The organism is Streptomyces sp. IBSNAI002 (assembly GCF_052244475.1).
In the GTDB taxonomy this organism is placed as follows: Bacteria; Actinomycetota; Actinomycetes; order Streptomycetales; family Streptomycetaceae; genus Streptomyces.
On the sequence record NZ_JBQPXG010000002.1, the window covers coordinates 4,164,872 to 4,191,140 of the forward strand.

At 72.1% G+C, this 26,269-nt stretch carries 22 protein-coding genes; 8 read left to right on the plus strand and 14 right to left on the minus strand.

Annotation, left to right across the window (positions count from 1 at the left end):
• Window positions 1–109 precede the first annotated feature (109 nt).
• From ACTVZO_RS20045 to bldG, 3 genes are all read right to left on the minus strand, one after another.
• Entirely contained in the window at window positions 110–2,512 is a 2,403-nt protein-coding gene (locus ACTVZO_RS20045; RefSeq protein WP_443299701.1) for a sodium-translocating pyrophosphatase, read from the minus strand.
• A 256-nt stretch (window positions 2,513–2,768) separates the two neighbouring features.
• Window positions 2,769–3,209 (minus strand): ATP-binding protein, encoded by a 441-nt coding sequence (locus ACTVZO_RS20050; RefSeq protein WP_443299702.1) that lies wholly within the window; start codon window positions 3,207–3,209, stop codon window positions 2,769–2,771.
• A 100-nt stretch (window positions 3,210–3,309) separates the two neighbouring features.
• Window positions 3,310–3,651 carry an anti-sigma factor antagonist BldG gene (gene bldG, locus ACTVZO_RS20055; protein ID WP_042812494.1) on the minus strand — a complete coding sequence of 114 codons (342 nt, stop codon included), beginning with the start codon at window positions 3,649–3,651 and terminating at the stop codon, window positions 3,310–3,312.
• 81 nt (window positions 3,652–3,732) lie between these two features.
• Here bldG and ACTVZO_RS20060 point away from each other — a divergent pair, with 81 nt between their 5' ends.
• Window positions 3,733–6,219, plus strand: a complete 2,487-nt coding sequence (locus ACTVZO_RS20060; RefSeq protein ID WP_443299703.1) for a DEAD/DEAH box helicase — start codon at window positions 3,733–3,735, stop codon at window positions 6,217–6,219.
• Here the strand turns inward: ACTVZO_RS20060 and ACTVZO_RS20065 are convergent.
• The 7 genes from ACTVZO_RS20065 to ssd all read right to left on the minus strand — a co-directional run bounded on the left by ACTVZO_RS20065 (window position 6,155) and on the right by ssd (window position 11,102).
• Window positions 6,155–6,508, minus strand: a complete 354-nt coding sequence (locus ACTVZO_RS20065) for an Rv3654c family TadE-like protein (protein WP_443299704.1) — start codon at window positions 6,506–6,508, stop codon at window positions 6,155–6,157. The two genes, ACTVZO_RS20060 and ACTVZO_RS20065, sit on opposite strands and share 65 nt — an antisense overlap.
• Entirely contained in the window at window positions 6,505–6,813 is a 309-nt protein-coding gene (locus tag ACTVZO_RS20070; RefSeq protein WP_443303228.1) for a TadE family type IV pilus minor pilin, read from the minus strand. Before ACTVZO_RS20070 ends, ACTVZO_RS20065 begins: the two co-directional genes overlap by 4 nt.
• Window positions 6,814–6,877: 64 nt before the next feature.
• Window positions 6,878–7,075 carry a DUF4244 domain-containing protein gene (locus ACTVZO_RS20075; RefSeq protein ID WP_443299705.1) on the minus strand — a complete coding sequence of 66 codons (198 nt, stop codon included), beginning with the start codon at window positions 7,073–7,075 and terminating at the stop codon, window positions 6,878–6,880.
• Window positions 7,076–7,136: 61 nt separating this feature from the next.
• A complete protein-coding gene (locus ACTVZO_RS20080) occupies window positions 7,137–7,910 on the minus strand; it encodes a type II secretion system F family protein (RefSeq protein ID WP_443299706.1) in 774 nt (257 codons plus the stop codon).
• A complete protein-coding gene (locus ACTVZO_RS20085) occupies window positions 7,910–8,794 on the minus strand; it encodes a type II secretion system F family protein (RefSeq protein WP_443299707.1) in 885 nt (294 codons plus the stop codon). Before ACTVZO_RS20085 ends, ACTVZO_RS20080 begins: the two co-directional genes overlap by 1 nt.
• Window positions 8,791–9,939 (minus strand): TadA family conjugal transfer-associated ATPase, encoded by a 1,149-nt coding sequence (locus ACTVZO_RS20090; RefSeq protein WP_443299708.1) that lies wholly within the window; start codon window positions 9,937–9,939, stop codon window positions 8,791–8,793. Before ACTVZO_RS20090 ends, ACTVZO_RS20085 begins: the two co-directional genes overlap by 4 nt.
• A complete protein-coding gene (gene ssd / locus ACTVZO_RS20095; RefSeq protein WP_443299709.1) occupies window positions 9,936–11,102 on the minus strand; it encodes a septum site-determining protein Ssd in 1,167 nt (388 codons plus the stop codon). The genes ACTVZO_RS20090 and ssd overlap by 4 nt, the downstream gene beginning before the upstream one ends.
• A 452-nt stretch (window positions 11,103–11,554) precedes the next feature.
• Between ssd and ACTVZO_RS20100 the strand changes: the two genes are divergently transcribed.
• Window positions 11,555–12,430 carry an HAD family hydrolase gene (locus ACTVZO_RS20100; protein ID WP_384219927.1) on the plus strand — a complete coding sequence of 292 codons (876 nt, stop codon included), beginning with the start codon at window positions 11,555–11,557 and terminating at the stop codon, window positions 12,428–12,430.
• A 431-nt stretch (window positions 12,431–12,861) separates the two neighbouring features.
• Here ACTVZO_RS20100 and ACTVZO_RS20105 read toward each other — a convergent pair whose 3' ends face one another.
• Complete coding sequence (locus ACTVZO_RS20105) at window positions 12,862–13,683, minus strand: oxidoreductase (RefSeq protein ID WP_443299710.1); 822 nt, start codon at window positions 13,681–13,683, stop codon at window positions 12,862–12,864.
• Between the two features lie 109 nt (window positions 13,684–13,792).
• On the opposite strand from ACTVZO_RS20105, the gene ACTVZO_RS20110 reads away from it, so the two are divergent.
• Window positions 13,793–14,827, plus strand: coding sequence for a nucleotide-binding protein (locus ACTVZO_RS20110; protein ID WP_443299711.1), 1,035 nt, complete (start codon window positions 13,793–13,795; stop codon window positions 14,825–14,827).
• On the opposite strand, the gene ACTVZO_RS20115 is transcribed toward ACTVZO_RS20110, so the two are convergent.
• Window positions 14,781–16,091, minus strand: a complete 1,311-nt coding sequence (locus tag ACTVZO_RS20115) for a hypothetical protein (protein WP_443299712.1) — start codon at window positions 16,089–16,091, stop codon at window positions 14,781–14,783. The genes ACTVZO_RS20110 and ACTVZO_RS20115 overlap by 47 nt on opposite strands.
• Before the next feature lie 235 nt (window positions 16,092–16,326).
• Between ACTVZO_RS20115 and ACTVZO_RS20120 the strand changes: the two genes are divergently transcribed.
• From ACTVZO_RS20120 to ACTVZO_RS20140, 5 genes are all read left to right on the plus strand, one after another.
• The gene (locus ACTVZO_RS20120) at window positions 16,327–18,654 is read left to right on the plus strand and encodes a SulP family inorganic anion transporter (RefSeq protein ID WP_443299713.1); all 2,328 of its coding nucleotides are present in this window, start codon (window positions 16,327–16,329) and stop codon (window positions 18,652–18,654) included.
• A gap of 167 nt (window positions 18,655–18,821) precedes the next feature.
• A complete protein-coding gene (acs, locus tag ACTVZO_RS20125; RefSeq protein ID WP_443299714.1) occupies window positions 18,822–20,825 on the plus strand; it encodes an acetate--CoA ligase in 2,004 nt (667 codons plus the stop codon).
• Between the two features lie 224 nt (window positions 20,826–21,049).
• The gene (gene nhaA / locus ACTVZO_RS20130) at window positions 21,050–22,459 is read left to right on the plus strand and encodes a Na+/H+ antiporter NhaA (protein WP_443299715.1); all 1,410 of its coding nucleotides are present in this window, start codon (window positions 21,050–21,052) and stop codon (window positions 22,457–22,459) included.
• Between the two features lie 50 nt (window positions 22,460–22,509).
• Window positions 22,510–22,968: a phage holin family protein gene (locus ACTVZO_RS20135; RefSeq protein ID WP_443299716.1), complete on the plus strand. Its 459-nt coding sequence runs from the start codon at window positions 22,510–22,512 to the stop codon at window positions 22,966–22,968.
• Window positions 22,965–23,939, plus strand: a complete 975-nt coding sequence (locus tag ACTVZO_RS20140) for an alpha/beta fold hydrolase (protein WP_443299717.1) — start codon at window positions 22,965–22,967, stop codon at window positions 23,937–23,939. Before ACTVZO_RS20135 ends, ACTVZO_RS20140 begins: the two co-directional genes overlap by 4 nt.
• Window positions 23,940–24,287: 348 nt before the next feature.
• Here ACTVZO_RS20140 and ACTVZO_RS20145 read toward each other — a convergent pair whose 3' ends face one another.
• Together ACTVZO_RS20145 and ACTVZO_RS20150 are read right to left on the minus strand one after the other, a co-directional pair.
• The gene (locus ACTVZO_RS20145; protein WP_443299718.1) at window positions 24,288–25,490 is read right to left on the minus strand and encodes a MarP family serine protease; all 1,203 of its coding nucleotides are present in this window, start codon (window positions 25,488–25,490) and stop codon (window positions 24,288–24,290) included.
• 13 nt (window positions 25,491–25,503) lie between these two features.
• Window positions 25,504–26,250, minus strand: coding sequence for an NUDIX hydrolase (locus ACTVZO_RS20150; RefSeq protein WP_443299719.1), 747 nt, complete (start codon window positions 26,248–26,250; stop codon window positions 25,504–25,506).
• Window positions 26,251–26,269 lie beyond the last annotated feature (19 nt).

A 26,269-nucleotide genomic window follows, 5' to 3' on the forward strand; every position in this document is an offset into this window, starting at 1 on the left:
AAGGCGGACAGACGGCGCGTCAGTCCGCGCCGCCTGTCCGCCGTTCGGGCGCACGGGGCTTCCGGCCGGCCCTGCCCGGCCCGCGCCCCCTGCGCCGCCGTGCCTCGGGTCAGGAGACCGTCGCGGGGTCGGCCGGCTGGCCCACCCGCTCGGCGGCTCCGGACTCGGGCTCCTCGCCGACGGCGATGCCGCGGCGCTTGGAGACGTACACCGCGCCGATGATGACGCCGATCGCGAGCACGGCGACGACCGCCCGTACGGTCGCGCTGGTGTCCGGGCCGTAGCTGAACTGCACGACCGCCGGGGCGATCAGCAGTGCCACCAGGTTCATGACCTTCAGCAGCGGGTTGATGGCCGGACCCGCGGTGTCCTTGAACGGGTCGCCGACCGTGTCGCCGATGACGACCGCCGCGTGGGCGTCACTGCCCTTGCCGCCGTGGTGGCCGTCCTCGACGAGCTTCTTCGCGTTGTCCCACGCGCCGCCGGAGTTGGCGAGGAAGACCGCCATCAGCGTGCCCGTGCCGATGGCGCCCGCGAGGAAGGAACCGAGGGCGCCGACCCCGAGGGTGAAGCCCACGGCGATCGGGGTGAGGACGGCGAGCAGGCCGGGCGTGGCGAGCTCGCGCAGCGCGTCCTTGGTGCAGATGTCCACCACGCGCCCGTACTCGGGCTTCTCGGTGTAGTCCATGATCCCGGGGTGCTCGCGGAACTGGCGCCGCACCTCGTAGACCACGGCGCCCGCGGAGCGGGAGACCGCGTTGATGGCCAGGCCCGAGAACAGGAACACGACCGCCGCGCCCAGGATCAGCCCGACCAGGTTGTTGGGCTGCGCGATGTCCAGGCTGAGGTTCATCTCCCCGGCCTTGGCACCCACCTGCTTGACCGCGGTCGCGATGGCGTCGTTGTACGAGCCGAACAGCGCGGCCGCCGCGAGTACGGCCGTGGCGATGGCGATGCCCTTGGTGATGGCCTTGGTGGTGTTGCCCACCGCGTCCAGGTCGGTCAGCACCTGCGCACCGGCGCCCTCGACGTCCCCGGACATCTCGGCGATGCCCTGGGCGTTGTCGGAGACCGGCCCGAAGGTGTCCATGGCGACGATGACGCCGACGGTGGTGAGCAGTCCGGTGCCGGCCAGGGCCACCGCGAAGAGCGCGAGCATGATCGACGTGCCGCCGAGCAGGAACGCCCCGTAGACACCGAGGCCGATCAGCAGCGCCGTGTAGACCGCGGACTCCAGGCCGACCGAGATGCCGGCGAGGACGACGGTGGCCGCACCCGTGAGGGAGGACTTGCCGATGTCCCGGACGGGTCGGCGGTTGGTCTCGGTGAAGTAGCCGGTCAGCTGCTGGATCAGGGCAGCGAGCACGATGCCGATCGCGACGGCGACGACGGCCAGGACGCGCGGGTCTCCGGAGTGGTTCAGGATCGCGGCGTTCTCGACCCCGACGAGCTCCTTGTAGGTGGCCGGCAGGTAGGCGTAGACGGCGATCGCGACCAGCACCAGGGAGATCACCGCGGAGATGAAGAAGCCGCGGTTGATGGCGGCCATTCCGCTGCGGTCGCTGCGGCGCGGGGAGACCGCGAAGATGCCGATCATCGCGGTGATCACGCCGATCGCGGGGACGATCAGCGGGAACGCCAGGCCCAGGTCGCCGAAGGCGGCCTTGCCGAGGATGAGCGCGGCCACCAGGGTGACGGCGTACGACTCGAAGAGGTCGGCGGCCATTCCGGCGCAGTCGCCGACGTTGTCGCCCACGTTGTCGGCGATGGTCGCGGCATTGCGCGGGTCGTCCTCCGGAATGCCCTGCTCGACCTTGCCGACCAGGTCGGCGCCGACGTCGGCGGCCTTGGTGAAGATGCCGCCGCCGACACGCATGAACATCGCGATCAGCGCGGCGCCGAGGCCGAAGCCCTCCAGGACCTTGGGGGCGTCGGCCGCGTAGACCAGGACGACGCAGGAGGCGCCGAGCAGGCCGAGGCCGACGGTGAACATGCCGACGACGCCGCCCGTACGGAAGGCGATCTTCATCGCCTTGTGGGAGACCTCGGTCAGGTCCTTGGCGGGCTCGCCCTCGGCGGGGGTGGCCTCGCGTGCGGCGGCGGCGACGCGGACGTTGGCGCGGACCGCGAGCCGCATGCCGATGTAGCCGGTGGCCGCCGAGAAGAGGGCGCCCACGAGGAAGAAGGCGGAACGTCCCGCCCGCTGCGACCAGGTGTCGGCGGGGAGCAGGAAGAGCAGGAAGAACACCACGACGGCGAAGACGCCGAGGGTGCGCAGCTGACGGCCCAGGTAGGCGTTGGCGCCTTCCTGCACCGCCGCGGCGATCTTCTTCATGCTGTCGGTTCCCTCGTCGGCGGCGAGGACCTGGCGGACCAGGATCTGCGCGACGACGAGGGCGGCCAGTGCCACGGCCGCGATGACGATCACGATGAGCCGGTTGTCATCGGTGAGTACTGCGGCTGCCAGATCAGAGGTGCGATCCGGCGCGAGAGGGGTGAAGAGCCCCGTCATTCGTCCTCCTTGACGTGATGAGCTCAAGATGTGGACGGATTGTAGGGAGCGCACCCTGATCAAAACAGTGCACAGGAAACGGAATTGGCGTGCTCTTGCTCCTCAGCAATAGATCGCGTCACTCCATTACCCTCGAAAGTGGTAATGGGGCAAAGGCATTGACGCCCGGTCATTGATCTAGGGAAATGAAAAAGGCCCTGCTCAGCAGGGCCTTGATAAAGATCGGAAGATACGAAGGAATCCGCGCTCAGTGGATCTACGGCAGATCGCCGGCGCCCGAGACGGGCCAGCTCATCCGGATGGTCCCGCCCGATTCCCCACTGGTCACCTCGACGTCGTCGACGAGCCCACTGATCACCGCGAGGCCCATCTCGTCCTCTCCGTCGGCGTCGGGGTCCAGGGCGGCGTCGATGCCGGACACGGCATCGCCCGGGCCGCCGGCCGGTCCGGGAACCTCGTCGCCGACCTCGATGGAGAACACCTTCTCCTCCTCGGTCAGGACGACCCGGACGGGCGCGGTCAGCCCGTTGCTGATGTGCAGTCCGACGGCGCGCGAGCAGGCCTCGCCCACGGCGAGGCGGACCTCGTCGAGGACGGCTTCCTCCACTCCCGCCCGGCGCGCCACGGCGGCCGCGACGAGGCGGGCCGTCCTGACGTGTTCGGGCTGGGCGCTGAAGCGCAGTTCAACGGTGGCCATGCGCGTCCCCCTCGGACTACGGGCGTGCCTTGACAGGGGCCCGGGCCGTCAGTGGCCCGGTACCCCCGCTCTCCTATCGGCTCCCTGCCTTCGGGAGCCGTCAGTCGGTGGCGTTGACGGCGTCGTCCACGGAGGTGTGGATCGGGAACACCTTGGTCAGACCGGTGATGCGGAAGATCTTCAGGATGCGCTCCTGGTTGCACACCAGCCGCAGCGAACCCTCGTGCGCGCGGACGCGCTTGAGGCCTCCCACGAGCACACCAAGCCCGGTGGAGTCGAGGAAGTCCACTCGCTCCATGTCGACAACCAGGTGGTAGCTGCCGTCGTTCACCAACTCGACCAACTGCTCGCGCAGCTTGGGCGCGGTATACACATCAATCTCGCCACCGACCTCTACGACCGTACGGTCGCCGACAGTGCGAGTCGACAGGGACAGGTCCACGGATCCTCCAGCACCTTGCTATCGAGCGGCGCCCCCCAGGGGCCTCCCCACCCGAAGGTAGGCGAGGGATTGGCTGCCGCGATGGCATTCAATCACTTACCGGCAGGCGCGCACGACGCCTTGGGACCATTGTCCCGCACGCCGGTGACACACTCGGTTCCAATGGCCAATACTCACCGCCCCGGTCGGCCCACGGCACCCGCGGACCCACGACCCACTCCCGGCACGGTCCTGGACCGCCTGTCACGGGGGCCTTCCCGGGCTGCGCGCATCACCCATACGGAGCACTTGCCCCCTCGGGAGGGCCGTCATGCAGTCTGGCCCGACCGCATCCGAACGGATGTCGTAGCCGCGATTCAGGCGGCCGGGATCGGCCATCCGTGGGAACACCAGGCCGCGGCCGCCGAGCACGCCCTGGACGGCGAATCCGTCGTCGTCGCCACCGGAACCGCCTCGGGCAAGTCGCTGGCCTACCTGGCGCCCGTGCTCTCCGCCCTCGCGGACGGAGCGGAGGCGCCGAACGGCAGGGGTGCGACCGCCCTCTACCTGGCCCCTACCAAGGCTCTGGCGGCCGACCAGCGCCGCGCCGTGCGGGAACTGGCCGCCCCGCTCGGCAACGCGGTCCGCCCCGCCGTCTACGACGGCGACACGCCGGTGGAAGAGCGCGAATGGGTGCGCCAGTACGCCAACTACGTCCTCACCAACCCCGACATGCTGCACCGCGGCATCCTCCCGGCCCACCCCCGCTGGTCCTCCTTCCTCAAGGCCCTGCGCTACGTCGTGATCGACGAGTGCCACTCCTACCGCGGGGTATTCGGCTCCCACGTGGCCCAGGTCCTGCGCCGGCTGCGGCGGCTGTGCGCCCGCTACGGCTCCGATCCGGTGTTCCTGCTGGCCTCGGCCACCGCCAGCGACCCGGCGGCGGCCGCCTCACGGCTGACCGGAACGCGAGTGACCGAGATCACCGAGGACGCCTCGCCGCGCGGCGAGGTCGTCTTCGCCCTGTGGGAGCCGCCGCTCCTCACCGAGCTGCGCGGCGAGAAGGACGCCCCCGTGCGCCGTACGGCCACGGCGGAGACCGCGGACCTGCTGACCGACCTGGTCGTCCAGGGGGTCCGTACGGTGGCCTTCGTGCGCTCCCGGCGCGGCGCCGAGCTGATCGCGGTGATCGCCCAGGAGCGCCTCTCCGAGGTGGACCGGTCGCTGGCCCGGCGGGTCGCCGCCTACCGGGGCGGCTACCTGCCCGAGGAGCGGCGGGCCCTGGAGCGGGCCCTGCACTCCGGGGAGCTGCTGGGACTGGCCGCCACGACCGCCCTGGAGCTGGGCGTGGACGTCTCGGGGCTGGACGCGGTCCTGATCACCGGCTACCCGGGCACCAGGGCGTCCCTGTGGCAGCAGGCGGGCCGGGCCGGGCGTTCGGGCCAGGGCGCCCTGGCCGTGCTGGTCGCCCGCGACGACCCCCTGGACACCTACCTCGTCCACCACCCCGAGGCGCTGTTCCGGCAGCCCGTGGAAGCCACCGTGCTGGACCCCGACAACCCGTACGTGCTCGCCCCCCACCTGTGCGCGGCCGCGGCGGAGCTCCCGCTGACCGACGCCGACCTGGACCTCTTCGGCCCGGCGACCAAGGACCTCCTCCCCCAGCTCGAAGCGGCGAAGCTGCTCCGCCGGCGGGCCACGGCCTGGCACTGGACCCGCCGGGAGCGGGCCTCGGACCTGACCGACATCCGGGGCGGCGGCGGCCGCCCGGTGCAGATCGTCGAGGCCTCGACGGGGCGGCTGCTGGGCACGGTCGACGAGTCGGCCGCCCACACCGCCGTCCACGAGGGGGCCGTGCACCTGCACCAGGGCCGCACGTACCTCGTGAAGCACCTGGACCTGGCGGACGCGGCGGCCCTCGTCGAGGAGTCGAACCCGCCCTTCTCCACCACCGCCCGCGACACCACCTCCATCTCCGTCCTGGAGACCGAGACCGAGGTCCCCTGGGGCCCGGCCCGGCTCTGCTACGGCTCCGTCGAGGTCACCAACCAGGTCGTCTCCTATCTGCGGCGCAAACTGATCACCGGCGAGGTGCTGGGCGAGACCAGACTCGACCTGCCGCCCCGCACCCTGCGCACCCGGGCCGTGTGGTGGACGGTCACCGAGGACCAGCTCGACGAGGCACGGATCAACCCGGAGATCCTCGCCGGCGCCCTGCACGCCGCCGAGCACGCCTCCATCGGCCTGCTCCCGCTGTTCGCCACCTGCGACCGCTGGGACATCGGCGGCGTCTCCGTGCCGCTGCATCCCGACACCCTCCTCCCCACGGTCTTCGTCTACGACGGCCACCCCGGCGGCGCCGGGTTCGCGGAACGGGCCTTCCACACGGCCCGCGCCTGGCTGACGGCGACCCGCGACGCCATCGCGGCCTGCGAATGCGAGGCCGGCTGCCCGTCCTGCATCCAGTCGCCCAAGTGCGGCAACGGCAACGACCCCCTCCACAAGCGCGGCGCCATCCGCCTGCTCACCCGCCTCCTGGCGCAGGCTCCTCCCGGGGCGGGCCCGCCCGGGCCCGGATCTCCGGGGTGAAGGCCCCGGCCTCCGGGCGCGCCGTGACCTCCGCGACCTCGCCCCGCAGGCCGCAGGCGGCCAGGACCGCGCCCTGGGCCCGGGCCACCCGCAGCGCCGCCCCACAGGCCCTCCCGGGCCCGTGGGCCCAGGACGCCGCCGCCGCGAGCGCCGCCAGGTCCGCGGCGGCGGCCGCCCGGTGCCGGGCCACGACCGCCTGACCGAGCAGCAGCACACCGCCGAAGACCGCGCCCAGGACCGTGGCCACCAGCACCGCCCACACCGTCGCCGAACCCCGGTCCCGGCTCACGGCGGCGGCCCCACGCTGTCCTCGGCCAGGGCCACCGCCCGCGCCCCGAGCCGCACCGGCAGCCCGCGCGGTCCCGGAGCCGGGGCCTCCACACGAACCCGCCACAGGTCGCCCGCCCGCTCCAGGTACACCCGCGCCCCCGACGGGGCGGCCGCCCGGGCCGCCGCCACCGCCACCTCCGCAGGCTCCGACCGGGCCGCCGCCCGGGCCCCGGCCCGGGCGGCGTCCACGCACCGGATCTGCGCGGCCGCCGCCATCAGCGCCCACACCAGCAGCGCGGCGAAGAGCACCAGAGCGGGAATCACCAAGGCCGCCTCCGCCGTGACGAATCCCCGGTCCCCCGTTTCCCCCACGGCCCCGGATTCGTCCTCAGAACGGAACATCGAGTGCCTTTCCGATGGTCGACTGAAGGGCCGTGGAGACCACCTCACTCGTCACCACCTTGTACAGAACAGCGGCGAACGCACAGGCCGCGATCGTGCCCATGGCGTATTCCGAAGTGGACATCCCCGCATCGCCTCCGCGGCCGCGCAGTGCCGTCCGCATCCGAAACCAGATGATCCTCATGGCTACTCCTGTTGATTTCCGTTGTTGATGTGAGTGGTTAATGTGCGTGGCTCATGTGACGTCAGGTGTTCGAGAGAAGGCCGGAGGCCATTCCGATCACCACCGGAGCGACCCCGATCGCGAGAAATGCGGGGAGGAAACACAGCCCGACCGGGGCCGTGACGAGCACCGCCGCCTTCTGCGCCCTGGCACCCGCCTGCCGGGTCCGGTCCTCCCGGAGGGCCGACGCGAGCCGGGAGACCGGTTCGGCCGCGGGAGCCCCCGTCCGGGCGGCCCGCTCCAGGCACTCCGCGAGGGCGCGGGCACCCGGTATCTCCGCCAACCTCCCCCATGCGGCTCCTGGTTCGCCGCCGAGCCGCAGTTCGGCCCCGGCCCGCGCCAGCCGCTCGCCCACCGGGCCGCCCAGCGACTCCCCCACGACCTCCGCGGCCTCCACGGGCCCGGCCCCGGCCGCCAGACAGGCGGCCAACAGGTCCGCGGCGAACGCCAGCTGACGCTCCGCCTCCCGCGGATCCACCCCGGCCGTGGGGCGCGCCCTGCCCTGCCAGCGCCGTACTCCGAGCGCCGCCAGAGCTCCCACGACCATCCCGGCCATCCCGCCGACGAGCACCCAGCCCGACAGCAGCGCCCCGGCCGGCCCGGCCCAGCCGGCCACCGCGCCGTGCGTCCGGGCGCGCCACACCGGCTCCCGCCGCCTCGGCCGCACCCCCAGCAGCAGCCCGAGCCTGCGCCGCGCCCGCCGCTCCCGGACCGCCGCCGCCAGCGCCAGCGCCGTGCACAGCGCCGCCGTCAGGCACAGCGCCGTCCCCAGCCTGTGGATCGCGAAGCCGCCCATCACCGCTCCCCCGTCCGTACGATCCGCCGGCACCACAGCAGCCCGAGCGCCTCCAGCACCGCTCCCGCGACCAGGCACCCCCACCCCATCGGGGTGTGCAGCAGCACCCGCAGCGGATCCGCACCCAGCCCGGTGCCGATCAGCAGCCCCACCAGGGGCAGCAGGGCGAGCACCACGGCCGTGGACCGCGCCCCCGCCAGCTGGGCGCGCAGCGACTCCTGCCGGTCCCGCTCGGCCCGCAGAGCGCCCTCCAGCCGGTCCAGCCCGGCGGCCAGACCCGCGCCGCCGTCCACCGACACCCGCCAGCAGGCGGCCATCCCGGCCAGCCCCTCCGCGCCCCGCTCGCGGGCCGCCTGCCGCAGCGCCCCGGGCACGTCCCCGCCGAACGCCGCGGCGGCCAGCACCCCTGCCTCCGCCGCACCCGGACCGCCGGGGCCGTCCACCGTGCGCCGTATCGCCGCGGTCAGGGCCTGCCCGGGCTGGGCCCCCGCCCGCAGCTCGCCCACCACCGCCCCGCACAGCGCCACCACCTCGGCGGCCCGCGCCACCCGGGCCCGCTCCCGCGCCCGGATCCGCAGCCAGCGCCTCACCAGGGGCACCGCGGCGGCTCCGGCCAGCGCCGGGATCACCGACCCGCCGGCCACCGCGACCAGCAGCCCCACCCCGAGGGCGGCCCACTCCCGCCACCGCGCCGACCGCACCCGTACGCCGACGAGCAGCCGCTCCACGCGGGCCGGACCACGGGGCACCACCGGACCGCCCCCGGCCAGCACCACCCGGGCCCGCCGGGACACCCGGTCCGCGCCGCTCAGCCCCCAGGCGGCCGCCGCCGCACACAGCACCCCGGCGAACACCGGCAGCGGCAGCGCGGCCCCGGGGCTCACCGGGCACCTCGCAGCAGCGGGCGCAGCCGCTCCCAGCCCCGCTCCCGTACGAAGCCCCGCGCGGACCAGCGCAGCGCCGGCACGGTGACCACCAGCCCGGCCGCGTCCCGCTCCAGCACGTGCACCTCGGCCACCCGGCGCCGGCCTTCCCGGTCCCGGACGAGGTGGACCACCAGGGTCAGCGCGGCAGCCAACTGGCTGTGCAGGGCGGCCCGGTCGAGCCCGGCGGCCGTCCCCAGCGCCTCCAGCCGGGCCGGTACGTGGGCGGCCGCATTGGCGTGGACCGTGCCGCAGCCGCCCTCGTGTCCGGTGTTCAGGGCCGCCAGGAGGTCCGCGACCTCAGGGCCCCGGACCTCGCCGACCACCAGCCGGTCCGGGCGCATCCGCAGTGCCTGCCGCACCAGGTCCGCCAGGGTGACCAGGCCCGCACCCTCCTGGTTGGCGGGCCGGGTCTCCAGGCGCACCACATGCGGGTGGTCGGGGCGCAGCTCGGCCGAATCCTCGGCCAGCACGATCCGCTCGGTGGGACCCACCAGCCCCAACAGGGCGCTGAGCAAGGTGGTCTTGCCCGTTCCGGTCCCGCCCGAGACGAGGAACGAGAGCCGGGCCTCGACCATCTCCCGCAGCAGCCGTTGCCCGCCGGGCGGCAGGGTGCCCGCCTCGACCAGCTCCTCCAGCGTGAACGCGCGCGGCCGCACCACGCGCAGCGAGAGGCAGGCCGACCCGACGGACACGGGCGGGAGCACCGCGTGCAGCCGGGTGCCGTCAGGCATCCGGGCGTCCACCCAGGGCCGGGCGTCGTCCAGCCTGCGCCCGGCGACGGCGGCCAGCCGCTGGGCGAGCCTGCGCACCCCCTCGGGGCCCTCGAAGGTCACTCCGGTCAGCTCGAGCCCGCCGCCCCGGTCCACCCACACCCGGTCCGGAGCGGCCACCAGCACGTCGGTGACCTCCGGGTCGGCGAGCAGCGGCTCGAGCGGGCCGGCGCCGACCAGCTCGGACCGTAACTCGGCGGCGACTCCGAGCACTTCCGCGTCTCCCAGCAGCCTGCCCTGCGCCCGCAGGGCCGCCGCCACCCGCGCCGGGGTCGGCTCCGCTCCGGTCTCGGCGAGCCGCCTGCGCACCGCGTCCAGCAGTACCGCGCTCATGCCGGCACCCCCTGGGCGGAGTTGAGCGCCCGCTGCCAGAAGCCGTCGCAGAAGCGGGCCAGCGCGCCCCGCCCCTGTGACCCCGGTGGTTCTCCTTCGGCCACCCGGCCCGGGAGGCCGACCTCGACCGGGACCTCACCGGCCAGCGGCACTCCCAGGAGCGCGGCCACGGCCTCCGGTTCGAGGCCGCCCGGGCAGCGCCCCCGTACGACGACGCGGACGTCGCGGGCCACCATCCGCACTCCGGCCGCCACCCGGCCCGCGGCGGCCACCGCGCGCAGCTCGCCCGGCACCACCAGCAGGACCAGGTCGAGCTGGGCCAGCACCTCGGCCACGGCTTCGTCCACCCGCCGCGGCAGGTCGACCACCAGGACCCCGCCCCGGCGCCGCGCCGCGGCCACCACCGACCGCATCGCGGCGGGCGGCACCACCACCCGGTCCCCGCGGTCCCAGCTGAGCACGCGCAGGGCGTGCAGTTCGGGCAGGGACTCCTCCAGGGCTCCCGCGCCGACCCGTCCGCGCGAGCCCGCGAAGTCGGGCCAGCGCAGCCCTTCCGCGGCCTCGCCCCCGAGGAGGACGTCCATCCCGCCGCCCAGCGGGTCGCCGTCGATGAGGATGGTCCGCTCGCCGGTGCGGGCGGCCCGCAGCGCGAGGGCGCAGGCGAGGGTGGAGGCCCCGGCCCCGCCGCTGCCGCCGATCACCCCGACGGCGAGGGCGGGCCGGCCGGCTCCTTCCACCACGTCGGCGATCCGGTCGACCAGGAGGCTCTCCGCATCGGGGAGCCTCAGCACCTCCTCGGCGCCGATCTCGACCGCCCGCTGCCACACGAGGGGGTCGTCCAGGTCCCGTCCGACGAGGAACACGCCGTCCCTGCGCGGCGCCCCGCGCACCCGCCCGGCCGCGTCGTCCCCGACCAGGACGAGCGGCGCGGACTCCCAGCCGACACCGCCGGGTCCGGCCGCACCGCTCGGCTCCGGCACCTCGTGGTGCACGTGCGGCTCGGCGCCCGCGGCGGCGCACAGCCGCAGCAGGTCGTCGAGCAGCAGGGGATCCTCGGTGATGATCAGCGGCCGCCCGCCGGCGCCCCAGGCCGGCCCCGCGGCCACGGTCCCCGCCCCGGCCGGCACGGACTCCGGCGTTTCACACGACTTCGATCGAGCCACGATCTCCGCCCCCTTCTCCCTGCGAAATCCAGCACCGCGCACTTCGCGGCCGGAATCACCGTGCAGCCATCGGGAAAAAGAAGTGGATCTTGCTCGAAAACTGTGGACAACGAGTCGATTGTGAATAACCCGGCCACCCGCACAGGTGAGTTCCAGAGCGCGGCGGAACCGCTACGCACCGTCACGAGTCTCAAGGGGTGAGGGCCTTCGCCGCGGAGGTTCCATCGACAAGGAGGGCCGAAGGGATGGTCACTTGGGGCCGGAGGCAGGGACGCGAACCGCGTCCGGACATGCGACGACCCCCGCCGGGGGGGAGAGCGGGGGTCGTCCCCACGGTCCGACTCGGGGGGGGAGGAGCCAGACCGGGTTAGCACGGTCGCGAACGATCCGTGACTTCCATGGTGTACCCGAGAGCCTTCTCAGGCAAACCCACGCGCCACACCTTACGCCGAATGGTGGGCGCATATGCTCGGAGCGTGGAAAATCAGCCCTTGCCGCACTCCTCACCTCGCACCGCAGCCTTCTTCGACCTGGACAAGACGGTCATTGCGAAGTCGAGCACCCTGACGTTCAGCAAGTCCTTCTACCAGGGCGGCCTGATCAACCGGCGGGCCGTGCTGCGCACCGCGTACACGCAGTTCATCTTCCTGGCCGGCGGCGCCGACCACGATCAGATGGAACGGATGCGCGAGTACCTCTCCGCCCTCTGCAAGGGCTGGAACGTGCAGCAGGTCCGGGAGATCGTCGCGGAAGCCCTGCACGACCTCATCGACCCGATCATCTACGACGAGGCAGCCTCCCTCATCGAGGCCCACCACACCGCGGGCCGCGACGTGGTGATCGTGTCGACCTCCGGCGCGGAGGTGGTCGAGCCCATCGGAGAGATGCTCGGCGCCGACCGTGTCGTCGCCACGCGCATGGTGGTCGGCGAGGACGGCTGCTTCACCGGCGAGATCGAGTACTACGCCTACGGACCCACGAAGGCGGAAGCCGTCCGCGAGCTCGCGGAGTCCGAGGGGTACGACCTCGCCCGCTGCTACGCCTACAGCGACTCGGTCACGGACATCCCGATGCTGGAAGCGGTGGGGCACCCGCACGCCGTGAATCCCGACCGCGCGCTGCGCCGCGAGGCGCTGGCCCGGGAGTGGCCGGTGCTCGTGTTCAACCGCCCGGTGCGGCTGAAGCAGCGGCTGCCCGGGCTGTCGATGCCCGCACGACCCGCCCTCGTCGCCGCCGCAGCGGTGGGCGCCGCGGCCGCGACCGCCGGGCTGGTCTGGTACGCGAGCCGGCGCCGGGCCAGCGCCCTGGCCGCCGCCTCGTCCTCCTGACAGGCGCCCTCCCGGCCCCGCCCCAACCCCCCGAATGTCCTGACCTGGGGCGATACAGGGTGTCCGGTTCACCCACGATCGCCCCGGAAAGTAAAAACTGGAATCAGGGGTTTCGCTTGGCTCCGAAGCGGAGTACAAATAAAGCAACGGCCCGCGAGACCAAAGAACATCCGAGAGGATCATCTTTAAAACGCAGTAAGGCCCACGGACCGAAGCATGAACGCCGAGCACCCACGCGACGTCGACCCGTCGATTACGGGCCAGCCGCACCAGGTGACGGGCAAAGCTCCCGACCTGATGGGCAACTTTCGAGGACGCTTGGTAACTGGGCGTAAGTGCCAGCGGCGACACCAGAGCAGTACGGTGTCGCCGCAACCCATGTCCGGGCCCGGAAGCCGCGGACACCGGGTTCCCGGCGGAGTTCGCGCGCCTCAGGCCGCGCCGCGCTGCAGCGCCTCACACACCGCCGTCGACTCCCGCACACCGAGCTCGATCGCGCGTCCGCAGTGCGCGATCCAGGCGGCCATCCCCTCCGGAGTCCCGGAGACGTACCCCTCGAAAGCGGCCAGATAGGCATCCCGGCCCTGCTCCGCGTGGCCTACCTCCGCCGGGCAGATCGCCTTCGGGTCCAGACCGCTGTTGATCAGGACGATGCGCTCGGCGGCCCGCGCCACCAGCCCGTTGTAGGTGGCGAAGGGGCGCAGGGCCAGCAGCTCCCCGTGCACCACCGCCGCCGTGACCAGCGCCGGGGCGGAGCCGCCCGCGATGACCAGGCCGGACAGCCCGTCCAGTCGGCCCGCGACCTCGTCCGCGCCCGGCAGCGGCAGCCCCACCAGCGGTTCGTCCACCGGCTCGCCGGCCAGGCGGGGCCGGCCCACCACGTCGCCGTCCTTCGTGGACCCCGAAGCGACCAGGTGGAGCCGCGCCAGCACCCGCATCGGAGACTGGCGCCAGATGCTCAGCAGCTGACCGGCCTCCGCCGTCAGCCGCAGCGCCGCGCCCACCGTCAGGGCCTCGGGCTCGGAACCGAAGTCGGTGCGCCGCCGCACCTCTTCGAGCGCCCAGTCCGCGCCGGACAGGGCCGCGCTCCCGCGCGCGCCGCGCAGCGCGGCCTCCGAGGTGATCTCGCCACTGCGGCGGCGCATGACCCGGTGCCCGTAGACCCGGTCCACGGCCTTGCGTACGGAATCCACGGAATCTGCGACACCCGGCAGCCCGGACAGGGCGGCCAGCGGGTCAGAAGCGCTACTCATAGGTAGGGAGCCTACGCACTGCACGCCCGTAGCACCGACCCCTCCTTGGAGTGGTCTTCTTCACTCACCTTGACAACTCAACGCTGTCGACCCACTACGCTTGGTGAACATGAAGATCGCTTTCGTGGGAAAGGGCGGCAGCGGCAAGACCACGCTGTCCTCCCTCTTCATCCGCCACCTCGCCGCCAATGAAGCCCCCGTCGTCGCGGTGGACGCCGACATCAACCAGCACCTGGGCACCGCCCTCGGGCTCGGCGAGGACGAGGCCGCCGAACTGCCCGCACTCGGCGCGCACCTGCCCCTGATCAAGGACTACCTGCGGGGTTCCAACCCGCGCATCGCGTCCGCCGACACGATGATCAAGACCACGCCGCCCGGCCGGGGTTCGCGCCTGCTGCGGGTCACCGAGGACAACCCGGTGTACGAGGCCTGCGCGCGCACGCTCCTGCTCGACGGGGAGCCCGTACGCCTCATGGCGACGGGTCCGTTCACCGAGGCCGATCTGGGCGTGGCCTGCTACCACTCCAAGGTGGGGGCGGTCGAGCTCTGCCTGAACCACCTCGTCGACGGCCCCGACGAGTACGTCGTCGTCGACATGACCGCGGGCTCCGACTCCTTCGCCTCGGGCATGTTCACCCGCTTCGACGTGACCTTCCTGGTCGCCGAGCCGACCCGCAAGGGCGTGTCCGTCTACCGCCAGTACAAGGAGTACGCGCGGGACTTCGGGGTCGCGCTGAAGGTCGTCGGCAACAAGGTGCAGGGCCCCGAGGACATCGAGTTCCTCCAGGACGAGGTCGGCGAGGACCTGCTGGTCACCGTCGGGCACTCCGACTGGGTGCGGGCCATGGAGAAGGGCCGGCCGGCCGCCTTCGAACTGCTGGAGGCCACCAACCGGCTCGCCCTCCAGTCCCTCCAGGACGCTGCGGACGACTCGTACGCGCACCGCGACTGGGACCGGTACACCGAGCAGATGGTGCGGTTCCACCTGAAGAACGCGGAGAGCTGGGGCAACGCCAAGACCGGGGTCGACCTGGCGGACCAGGTCGACCCCGGCTTCGTCCTGCGCGAGGGGACCGAAGAAGGGATCGAGGCCCTCGTCAGCCCTCGTCCGCCGCGGCTTCGGCCCGCTCCTCAGCCGGCGTGACCCCGGCGGGGGCCGTCGGCGGTGCGGGCGGCGGCCCCGCGGTCAGGAACTTCGCCCAGCCCTCCTTCGGCGCCTCGCCGACGTCGAGGGTGCGCATCCACTCCACGGCCTTGGGATCCTGCGCGTCCAGCCAGTCCGCCAGCTCGCGGAACGGCACGCACCGGACCTCCTTCTGGGTGCACATCCCCTTGATGGACTCCTCGACGGCGCGCATGTAGGTGCCGCCGTTCCAGGACTCGAAGTGGTTGCCGATGATCAGCGGCGCCCGGTTGCCCTGGTAGGCGCGGTCGAAGGCCTGGCGCAGGCCGTCGCGCATCTGGTCGCCCCAGTACGTGTGCTGCGAGGGGTCGCCCTGAGAGGTGGTTCCGGACTGGTTCGTCATGAAGTTGTAGTCCATGCTCAGGGTCTCGAAAGCCCGCCCCGGCACGGGGACCAGCTGCAGCGGGATGTCCCAGAGCCCGTCCGTCTTCTTGGGCCAGATCTGCTTGCTGATGCCGCTGGAGTCGTACCGGAAGCCCAGGTCCTTCGCCGCGAGCATGAAGTTCTTCTGGCCTTCGAGGCAGGGGGTGCGGGCCCCGATGAGCTCCTTGTCGTAGTCGAAGGGGAGCGCCTCCATGTTCTTCAGGCCCGCGTTCGTCTTCCAGTTCTTGACGAAGGACTTGGCCTGGCTGATCTCGCTCTTCCACTCGTCCACGGACCAGGTGCCGACGCCGCCCTCCGGGCCGCAGAAGTGGCCGTTGAAGTGGGTGCCGATCTCGTTGCCCTCCAGCCAGGCCGCGCGGACCTGGGTGGCGGTGTCCTTGATGCCCTGGAGGTCGCCGAAACCGATGTCCGAACGGCCGGACTCGTGCTGCGGAGCCGTGTAGAGGGAGCGTTTCTCCTCCGGGAGCATGTAGACACCGCTGAGGAAGTACGTCATCCGGGCGTTGTACTTCTTGCCGACCTCGCGGAAATGCGAGAAGAGCTTCTGGCTGTCCTCGCCGGCCCCGTCCCACGAGAACACGACGAACTGCGGCGGCTTCTCACCGGGTCCCAGCTTCTGCGCCTTCCGGACGTTCGGCTGGGCACCGGTGTACGCGGTCGAGCCGTCGCCGATGGGCCGGTTGACGCTGCCGGGGGCCTCGGGGGCGGCGGCGCCCTCGCGGGGCTTCTGAGGACCGGGGGCCGGGGACCTGGCAGGCTCGGAGCCGCTGCACCCGGCGGCTCCCAGGACCAGGGCCGTGGCGACCAGGCCGCCGGCGATCTTCTTCGTGGCGGCGATCATCCGCCCCACCTCTCCCTCGCAGTTCCATCGCAGGACTTCCGCGCCGCAACGTCCCATGCGGTCTGACCTGAGGAAGGTATGACAAGCCGAACAAAATGCTTAATCACCCCAGAGGGTTAATTCGTAGTCCATTTGCCCGTATTTTTCACCACGGGCCTTTACTCTCCATTACCATCCATTTACCGAGTGTTGAGACTCCCGCCGCTTCACCCCTCCCCCGAGGAGACGGGACCTTATGACAGCCACACCACGCACCCCCACAGCCAAAGACCGCGCACAGCTCCGCAAGGACCTGCCGGCGGACCTCTCCGCCTCCGTCGCCGTGTTCCTGATCGCCCTGCCGCTCTCCCTCGGCATCGCGCTGGCCACCGGCGCACCGCTCCAGGCCGGACTGGTCGCGGCGGCGGTCGGCGGAATCGTCGCCGCACGGCTGGGCGGAGCCCCGCTCCAGGTGAGCGGCCCCGCAGCCGGACTCACCGTCGTCACCGCCGAGTTGATCCAGCACTACGGATGGCGCACCACATGTGCCATCACCGTGCTCGCCGGCTTCTGCCAGCTCGGCCTCGCCCTGCTGCGCACCGCCCGGTCGGCGCTCATGGTCAGCCCCGCCATCGTGCACGGCATGCTCGCCGGCATCGGCGTGACCATCGCGCTGGCCCAGCTGCACATCGTGCTCGGCGGCACCCCGCAGAGCTCCGCCGTGGCGAACGTCCTCGGCCTGCCGGGCCAGTTGGCGGACCTGCATCCGGTCGCGCTCGGCGTCAGCGTGCTGACGCTGGTCGTACTGCTCGGCTGGCCACGGCTGCCCGGGCGGACGGGCAGCGCCCTGCGCAAGGTCCCGGCCGCGCTCGCGGCCGTGGCGACGGCCACCGCCTTCGCGGCCCTGGCCGGGCTCTCGCTGCCCCGGGTCGACCTGCCCTCCTGGCGCAGCCACGCCCTGCCCGAACTGCCCGAAGGGCCCGTGCTCGGCCTCACCGCCGCCGTACTGACCATCACCCTGGTCGGCAGCGTCGAGTCGCTGCTCTCCGCGGTCGCGACCGACAAGCTGATCGCCTCCGAGCGGGGTACGAACCGCCCGCCGCGCGCCGACCTCAACCGCGAACTGCGCGGCCAGGGCGCGGCGAACATCGTCTCCGGAGCGCTGGGCGGACTGCCGATCACGGGCGTGGCCGTCCGCAGCGTGGCCAACGTGAAGGCCGGCGCGGTCAGCCGGAAATCGTCCATGCTGCACGGCTTCTGGGTGCTGCTCGCGGCCGGACTGCTGGTCCCCGTCCTCGACCTGATCCCGCTCGCCGCCCTGGCCGCGCTGGTCATGGCCGTGGGCGTGCAGATGGTGAGCATCACGCACCTGCGCAGCGTCACCCGGCACCGGGAGATCCCGGTCTACGGCACGACCATCGTGGCCGTGGTCCTCGGCGGGGTCCTGGAAGGCGTGGCCATCGGCATCGCGGTGGCGGTCGCCCTCGCCCTGCACCGGCTGGCCAAGACGCGGATCACGGTGGAACAGCTGGACAGCGGCGTCCACCAGGTGTGGGCACGCGGGCAGTTGACCTTCCTCGCGGTACCCCGCCTGAGCCGGGTGCTGAACCAGATCCCGCACGACGGGCGCGTGGTGATCGAGCTGGACGGCTCCTTCATGGACCACGCGGCCTACGAGACCCTGCGCGACTGGCAGGACTCCCACCTCGCCCACGGCGGGTCGGTGGAGGTCACCGGCCGCCGGGCCGACGCGTTCCCGCGCTCCGGGCGCGCCGCGCAGCGCGGCGGGCACCAGTGCTGCCGCCCCTGGACCCCGTGGCAGAACCACTGCGACCACCAGGCCGTCGGTGCCCTCCCGGACCCGGCCGCCGCGGCCGCGCCGGCAGCCCCGGCGCCGGCTCCGCAGCGGCGGCGGGGCGCCGGTCAACTGGCCAACGGGATCGGCGCCTTCCAGCGCGATACGGCCCCGCACGTACGGGACGAGCTGGCCCGCCTGGCCCGCGAGGGGCAGCGGCCCTCGCAGCTCTTCCTCACCTGCGCGGACTCACGCCTGGTGACCAGCATGATCACGGCAAGCGGTCCGGGCGACCTGTTCACGGTCCGCAACGTCGGCAACCTGGTCCCCCTGCCGGGCGCCGAGTCCACCGACGACTCCGTCGCCGCGGCCATCGAGTACGCGGTCGACGTGCTCAAGGTGGACAGCATCACCGTGTGCGGGCACTCGGGCTGCGGAGCCATGCAGGCGCTGCTCAACTCTTCCCCCGGAACGCCCATGACCCCGCTGCGCCGCTGGCTGCGGCACGGGCTGCCCAGCCTGGAGCGGATGGCGAGCAGGCACCACGCCTGGGCCCGCATCTCGGGCCGGCTCCCGGCCGACGCGGTGGAACAGCTGTGCCTGACCAACGTGGTGCAGCAGCTGGAGCACCTGCGGGCCCACGAATCGGTGGCCAGGCGGCTCGCCGAGGGCACGCTGGAGCTGCACGGCATGTACTTCCACGTGGGTGAGGCGCAGGCCTACCTGCTGTCCGAGGGCGAGGACTTCTTCGACTGCCGGGTCTTCGACACGGTCGGCCAGAACGCCTGATTCGCGACACCTTCCCGGCACGCGCGAACCGATACCCTGCGGTATCCGTGCCATCCTTTGGGCCCCTTTCCGCACCCTGCAGCGGGAAGGGGCCGTCGCGCGCACCCGGACACGCTATAGGTCTAAACCAATTTTCGGTTAGCTCTTGTCACCTGGGCCGCTGACTGATGAGCTATGCCGGGGACACAACGGACACCCTGGGAAAGGGACATGTCGTGAGCAATGAAAGCCTGGCCAATCTGCTGAAGGAGGAGCGGCGGTTCGCACCGCCCGCCGATCTGGCCGCCGCCGCCAACGTGACACAGGCTGCGTACGCACAGGCCGACGCGGACCGGCTGGGCTTCTGGGCCGAGCAGGCCCGGCGGCTGACCTGGGCCACGGAGCCGACCGAGACGCTCGACTGGACGAACCCGCCCTTCGCGAAGTGGTTCGCGGACGGCAAGCTCAACGTCGCCTACAACTGCGTGGACCGCCACGTGGAGGCCGGCAACGGCGAGCGCGTCGCCATCCACTTCGAGGGCGAGCCCGGCGACAGCCGCTCCATCACCTACGCGCAGCTCAAGGACGAGGTCTCCAGGGCCGCCAACGCCCTGACCGAGCTGGGCGTACAGGCCGGCGACCGCGTCGCCGTCTACCTGCCGATGATCCCCGAGGCGGTCGTGGCGATGCTCGCGTGCGCCCGTATCGGCGCCGCGCACTCCGTGGTCTTCGGCGGCTTCTCCGCCGATGCCGTCGCCTCCCGCATCCAGGACGCAGACGCCAAACTGGTCATCACCGCCGACGGCGGCTACCGCCGCGGCAAGGCCACCGCCCTCAAGCCCGCCATCGACGAGGCAGTCGGCAAGTGTCCGCAGGTCAAGAACGTGCTCGTCGTACAGCGCACCGGCCAGGACACCGCCTTCACCGAGGGCCGCGACGTCTGGTGGCACGAGGTCGTCGGCCGGCAGTCCGCGGAGCACACCCCGCAGGCCTTCGACGCCGAGCACCCGCTCTTCATCCTCTACACCTCGGGGACCACGGGTAAGCCCAAGGGCATCCTGCACACCTCGGGCGGCTACCTCACGCAGACCGCGTACACCCACCACGCCGTCTTCGACCTGAAGCCGGAGACCGACGTCTACTGGTGCACCGCCGACATCGGCTGGGTGACCGGGCACTCGTACATCGTCTACGGGCCGCTCGCGAACGGCGCCACCCAGGTGATGTACGAGGGCACGCCGGACACCCCGCACCAGGGCCGGTTCTGGGAGGTCGTGCAGAAGTACGGCGTCACCATCCTCTACACGGCGCCCACGGCCATCCGTACGTTCATGAAGTGGGGCGACGACATCCCCGCGAAGTTCGACCTGTCGAGCCTGCGCGTGCTGGGCTCGGTCGGCGAGCCGATCAACCCCGAGGCATGGATCTGGTACCGCAAGCACATCGGCGGCGACCGCTGCCCGATCGTGGACACCTGGTGGCAGACCGAGACCGGCGCGATGATGATCTCCCCGCTGCCGGGCGTCACGGAGACCAAGCCGGGCTCGGCGCAGCGCGCGCTGCCCGGGATCTCCGCCACCGTCGTGGACGACGAGGCGCACGAGGTCCCGAACGGCGGAGGCGGCTACCTGGTCCTGACCGAGCCGTGGCCGTCGATGCTGCGCACCATCTGGGGCGACGACCAGCGGTTCATCGACACCTACTGGTCGCGTTTCGAGGGCAAGTACTTCGCGGGCGACGGTGCCAAGAAGGACGACGACGGCGACATCTGGCTGCTCGGCCGGGTGGACGACGTGATGCTGGTGTCCGGCCACAACATCTCGACCACCGAGGTCGAGTCGGCGCTCGTCTCCCACCCCTCGGTCGCCGAGGCGGCCGTGGTCGGTGCCACCGACGAGACCACCGGCCAGGCCATCGTGGCCTTCGTCATCCTGCGCGGCAGCGCCTCGGAGACCGACAGCCTGGTCGCCGAGCTGCGCAACCACGTGGGTGCCACGCTCGGCCCGATCGCCAAGCCGAAGCGGATCCTGCCGGTGCAGGAGCTGCCGAAGACCCGCTCCGGCAAGATCATGCGGCGCCTGCTGCGCGATGTGGCGGAGAACCGGACGGTCGGCGACGTCACCACGCTCGCGGACTCCTCGGTCATGGACCTGATCCAGAGCAAGCTGCCGTCCGCGTCCAGCGAGGACTGAGCAGGGCCTCGGGGCCACCGGCCCACAAGGCGGAAGGGGGCGTCCGGCGCACAGCGCGCCGGGCGCCCCTCTGCCATTTAAGGTGAAGATCGCCTGATACGACCGCGTCACCCTGTAATGTATGAGAAGCGTCAAGATTTGACGTTCGAAATCTCAGGGTGCGCCGGGAAGTCTGGTCGGCAACTGCATTAGCCATGCCGTCGACCAACCGGAGGTGTCCCACCGTGGCCGCGCCCAACCCCACCGACAACCAGAGCCGCAAGCTCCTCGGCCGCCTCTCGCTCCCCGAGCGGCGGTTCGTGGCCGACGCCCTGCGCGCCGAGACCGTCGGCGGTGTTCTGCTCCTCGTGGCCGCCGTCGCCGCCCTGATCTGGGCGAACACCCCTCCCCTGGCGGAGAGCTACCAGGCCGTCCGGGACTTCCACATCGGCCCCGCCTCCCTCGGCCTGGACCTCTCCATCCAGCACTGGGCCGCCGACGGCTTCCTGGCGATCTTCTTCTTCGTCGCCGGCATCGAGCTCAAGCGCGAGCTCGTCGCGGGCGACCTGCGCGACCCCAAGGCCGCCGCCCTCCCCGTCATCGCCGCGATATGCGGCATGGCCGCCCCCGCCGGGGTCTACGCCCTCGTCAACGTATTCGGCAGCGGGTCCCTGGACGGCTGGGCGGTCCCGACCGCCACCGACATCGCCTTCGCACTCGCCGTCCTCGCGGTCATCGGCACCTCGCTGCCCTCCGCCCTGCGCGCGTTCCTGCTCACCCTCGCCGTCGTCGACGACCTCTTCGCGATCGTCATCATCGCGGTGTTCTTCACCAGCGAGATCGACTTCCTCGCCTTCGGCGGCGCGGTCGTGGGCCTCATACTGTTCTGGTTCCTGCTGCGCCGCGACGTCCGCGGCTGGTACGTCTACGTGCCCCTCGCCCTCGCCATCTGGGGCCTGATGTACAACAGCGGCGTGCACGCCACCATCGCCGGCGTCGCCATGGGCCTGATGCTGCGCTGCACCCGCAGGGACGGCGAGAAGCACTCCCCCGGCGAGCACATCGAGCACCTCGTACGGCCGGTCTCGGCCGGTCTCGCCGTACCGCTCTTCGCCCTCTTCGCGGCCGGGGTCTCCCTCTCCGACGAGTCCATCGGCCAGGTCTTCACCCGGCCCGAGACCCTCGGGGTGGTCCTCGGCCTGGTCATCGGCAAGACGGTGGGCATCTTCGGCGGCACCTGGCTCGCCGCCCGCTTCACCAAGGCCGAACTCAACGACGACCTCGCCTGGCCGGACGTGCTCGCCGTGGCCTCCCTCGCCGGAATCGGGTTCACCGTCTCGCTGCTCATCGGCGAACTCGCCTTCGCCGGCGATCCGCTCCTCACCGACGAGGTCAAGGCGGCCGTCCTCATCGGCTCCCTCATCGCCGCGGTGTTCGCCTGCGTCCTGCTCAAGCTCCGCGACCGCAAGTACCGGGCCCTGACCGACGCCGAGGAGCGCGACGAGGACCACGACGGCATCCCGGACATCTACGAGGAGCACACCCCGGCGTACCACCTGCGGATGGCCAGGATCCACGAGGCGAAGGCCGCGGAGCACCGGCGCAGGGCCGAAGCGGCGGCCGGGTCCAGCATCGAGGGCGACCGTCCGGCATGATCTGACGGAGGGCGGCGTACCGACGCGGCAGACGACAGAGGGAGAGAGCGATGAGCGCAGTGGACCAAGGGGCGCAAGGAGCCGAGCGCACACTCGGCCAGCTGGTCGCCTCGGCCACCGCCGAGATGTCGGCCCTGGTGCACGACGAGATCGCGCTCGCCAAGGTGGAGATCAAGCAGGACGTCAAGCGCGCGGGCATCGGCAGCGGTGCCGCGATCGTCGCGGGCGTGCTGCTGCTCTTCTCCCTCCCCGTACTGAGTTTCGCCGCGGCCTACGGAATCCATAACCTCGGGCTCGGCCTCGCGTGGTCCTTCCTCATCGTCGGCGGCGCGTTCTGGCTGCTCGCGGGCCTGACCGGGCTGCTCGCCATGGTCAAGTTCAAGAAGGTCAAGCCGCCGGTGAAGACCATCGAATCGGTCAAGCAGACCGCGGCGCTCGTCGGGACCGTCAAGCCGCACGCGCGGCCGGTGAGTGACAAGGCCGTGGGTGTGGCACGCTCGTCCTCATGACAGCGCCCACACCTGACCCCGGCAATCCGCCCACCGCCGCCTCGGCGATCCGGCTCGATCTGCCCGGCGGGCGGGCGGTGACGCACCGGGACGTCGCCGCCAACGGCGCCCGCTTCCACGTCGCCGAGGTCGGCGACGGGCCGCTGGTGCTGCTGCTGCACGGCTTCCCGCAGTTCTGGTGGACCTGGCGGCACCAGATGGCCGCGCTCGCCGACGCCGGCTACCGGGCTGTCGCGATGGACCTGCGCGGAGTGGGCGGCAGTGACCGCACCCCGCGCGGCTACGACCCGGCCAATCTCGCGCTGGACATCACCGGGGTCGTACGGTCCCTCGGCGAGCCGGACGCCGCGCTCGTCGGGCACGATCTGGGCGGCTACCTCGCCTGGACCGCGGCCGTGATGCGGCCCAAGCTCGTGCGCCGCCTGGTCGTCTCGTCCATGCCGCACCCCCGCCGCTGGCGGTCGGCGATGCTGTCCGACTTCGGTCAGACCAGGGCGAGTTCGCACATCTGGGGCTTCCAGCGCCCGTTCATCCCCGAGCGGCAGCTGGTCGCCGACGACGGGGCGCTCGTGGCGGAGCTGATCCGGGACTGGTCGGGGCCCCGGCTGCAGGAGGACGGCGTCGCGGACGAGGAGGCGCTCGCCGTGTACCGGCGGGCGATGTGCATCCCCTCCACCGCACACTGCTCGATCGAGCCCTACCGCTGGATGATGCGGTCGATGGCACGGCCCGACGGCCTCCAGTTCAACCGGCGCATGAAGCGACCGGTGCGCGTGCCGACGCTGCACCTGCACGGCTCGCTCGACCCGGTGATGCGCACGCGGAGCGCGGCCGGATCCGGCGAGTACGTCGAAGCCCCGTACCGGTGGCGGCTGTTCGACGGTCTCGGGCACTTCCCGCACGAGGAGGACCCGGTGGCCTTCTCGACCGAGCTGGTGAACTGGCTCAAGGACCCCGAACCGGACCGCTGACCGGTATGACAAACATTCAATTGCCTCGCGCATAGGCCAATTGGCCGCCGCGTACGGGGTTACCGACCATGGGTCACGGGCACAGCTCGGAGTATGGGCTGGACGCACGACTACGGTGACACCGCACACGAACGCCGCTCGGCCGCGACGCCGGGCACCCACGGGAGGACCGGCCGGGACGGCCACGACCTCCGCCTCGGGATTCCGCGCATCCTGCGCCGAAGGGCCCTGTGGGTCTCGGCGCGCCTGCGCCATCCACGGACGTAGAGACCCCGGCGCTCCACCGGGCCCGCGGGCCCGGTGAGCCCGCTGGACCCGATGGGCCCGGTGAACCCGGCGGAACCGGTGTCAGAGGGCGCAGCCCTGGCTGTCGACCCGCTGTACCGCGGTGCGGCCGATCCGGATGTCGTCGCGGATCTCGTCCACGGTCAGGGCGTAGCCGGTGTTCGGGTCGTCGAGGGACTTCGCGAACACGACTCCGTACACCTTGCCCTCGGGCGTCAGCAGCGGTCCGCCGGAGTTGCCCTGACGGACCGTCGCGAACAGCGAGTAGACGTCGCGCCGGACGGTGCCCCGGTGGTAGATGTCCGGGCCGTTGGCGTTGATCCGGCCGCGGACCCGCGCGGCGCGGACGTCGTACGCGCCGTTCTCCGGGAACCCGGCGACGATCGCGTCGCTGCCGCTGCCCGCGTCCCGGTCGGTGAACTCCAGCGCCGGGGCCTTCAGCTTGGGCACGTCCAGTACGGCGATGTCGCGCTCCCAGTCGTAGAGCACGACCTTGCCGTCGTAGAGCTTGCCCTCGCCGCCGATCTGCACGGTCGGTTCGCCGACCCCGCCGACGACGTGCGCGTTGGTCATCACCTTGCCGGGCGCGAAGACGAAGCCCGTGCCCTCCAGCACCTTGCTGCAGCCGGGCGCGGTGCCGACCACCTTCACGATGGACTGCTTGGCCTGCTCGGTGACGGGGCTGAAGGCGAGGTCCGGATCGGGCGCCTTGACCTCGGTGATGGGCTCGTTGGAGAACGGGCTGAACACCTGGGGGAAGCCGTTGCGCGCGAGCGTGGAGCTGAAGTCCGAGAACCAGGTGTTCGCCTGTGCGGGCAGCACCCGCGACACACCGAGGAGCACCTTGGAGTTGCGGACTTCCTTGCCCAGCGTGGGAAGTGACGTCCCGGCGAGCGCGGAGCCGATCAGCCAGGCCACCAGCAGCATCGCGACGACGTTGACCAGGGCCCCGCCGGTCGCGTCCAGCGCCCGCGCCGGCGACCAGGTGATCTGGCGGCGGAGCCGGCTGCCCAGGTGGGTGGTCAGGGCCTGGCCGATCGAGGCACAGACGATGATGACGACGACGGCGATCACCACGACCGTGGTGGACACCTGGGTGCCGTTGTCGGTCACCCGGTCCCAGATCAGCGGGAGCAGGGACACGGCGACGAGACCACCGCCGAGGAAGCCGATCACCGACAGGATGCCGACGACGAACCCCTGGCGGTAGCCGACGATGGCGAACCACACGGCCGCCAGCAGCAACAGGATGTCCAGCACGTTCACAGGGGCCACCGTCTCACGCGTGCCAGTCGAGCGGGACCCGCCGCGAGCGGTCCCAGGGGCGCTCCCAGCCCGCGAAGTGCAGCAGCCGGTCGATCACTCCGGCGGTGAAACCCCAGACCAGCGCCGATTCGACGGTGAAACCGGGCCCCAGGTGACCCTTCGGGTGCACGGCCGTGACCCGGTGCTCGGGGTCCGTGAGATCCGCCACGGGCACCGTGAAGACGCGGGCCGTCTCGGCCGGGTCCACGGCGCCGACCGGGCTCGGGGTGCGCCACCAGCCGAGGACCGGGGTGACCACGAACTCGCTGACGGGGATGTAGAGCCGGGGCAGCACCGCGAAGAGCTGGACACCGGACGGGTCCAGGCCGGTCTCCTCCTCGGCCTCGCGCAGCGCGGCGCGCAGGGGGCCGGTGGTGTGCGGATCGCCGTCCTCCGGGTCGAGGGCGCCGCCCGGGAAGGAGGGCTGGCCCGCGTGCGAGCGCAGGGTGCCGGCGCGCTCCATGAGCAGCAGCTCGGGCCCGCGGGGGCCCTCGCCGAACAGGACGAGCACGGCGGACTGCCGCCCCCGGCCGTCTTCGGGCGGCAGGAAGCGGCTCAGCTGCGGCGGCTCGATGGTCCGGGCGGCCTCGACGACGGGGTCCAGCCAGGCCGGAAGGCCTTCGGTGGACAGGGCCGGGCCGTCGAGCCCGCCGCTCCGGCCCTCGTACGACGGCCGGTGCGTGTCGGCGCCGGCCCGGCGGTCCTGCGTAGCCCCAGTCATAGGCGTCCCTGTCCGCGTC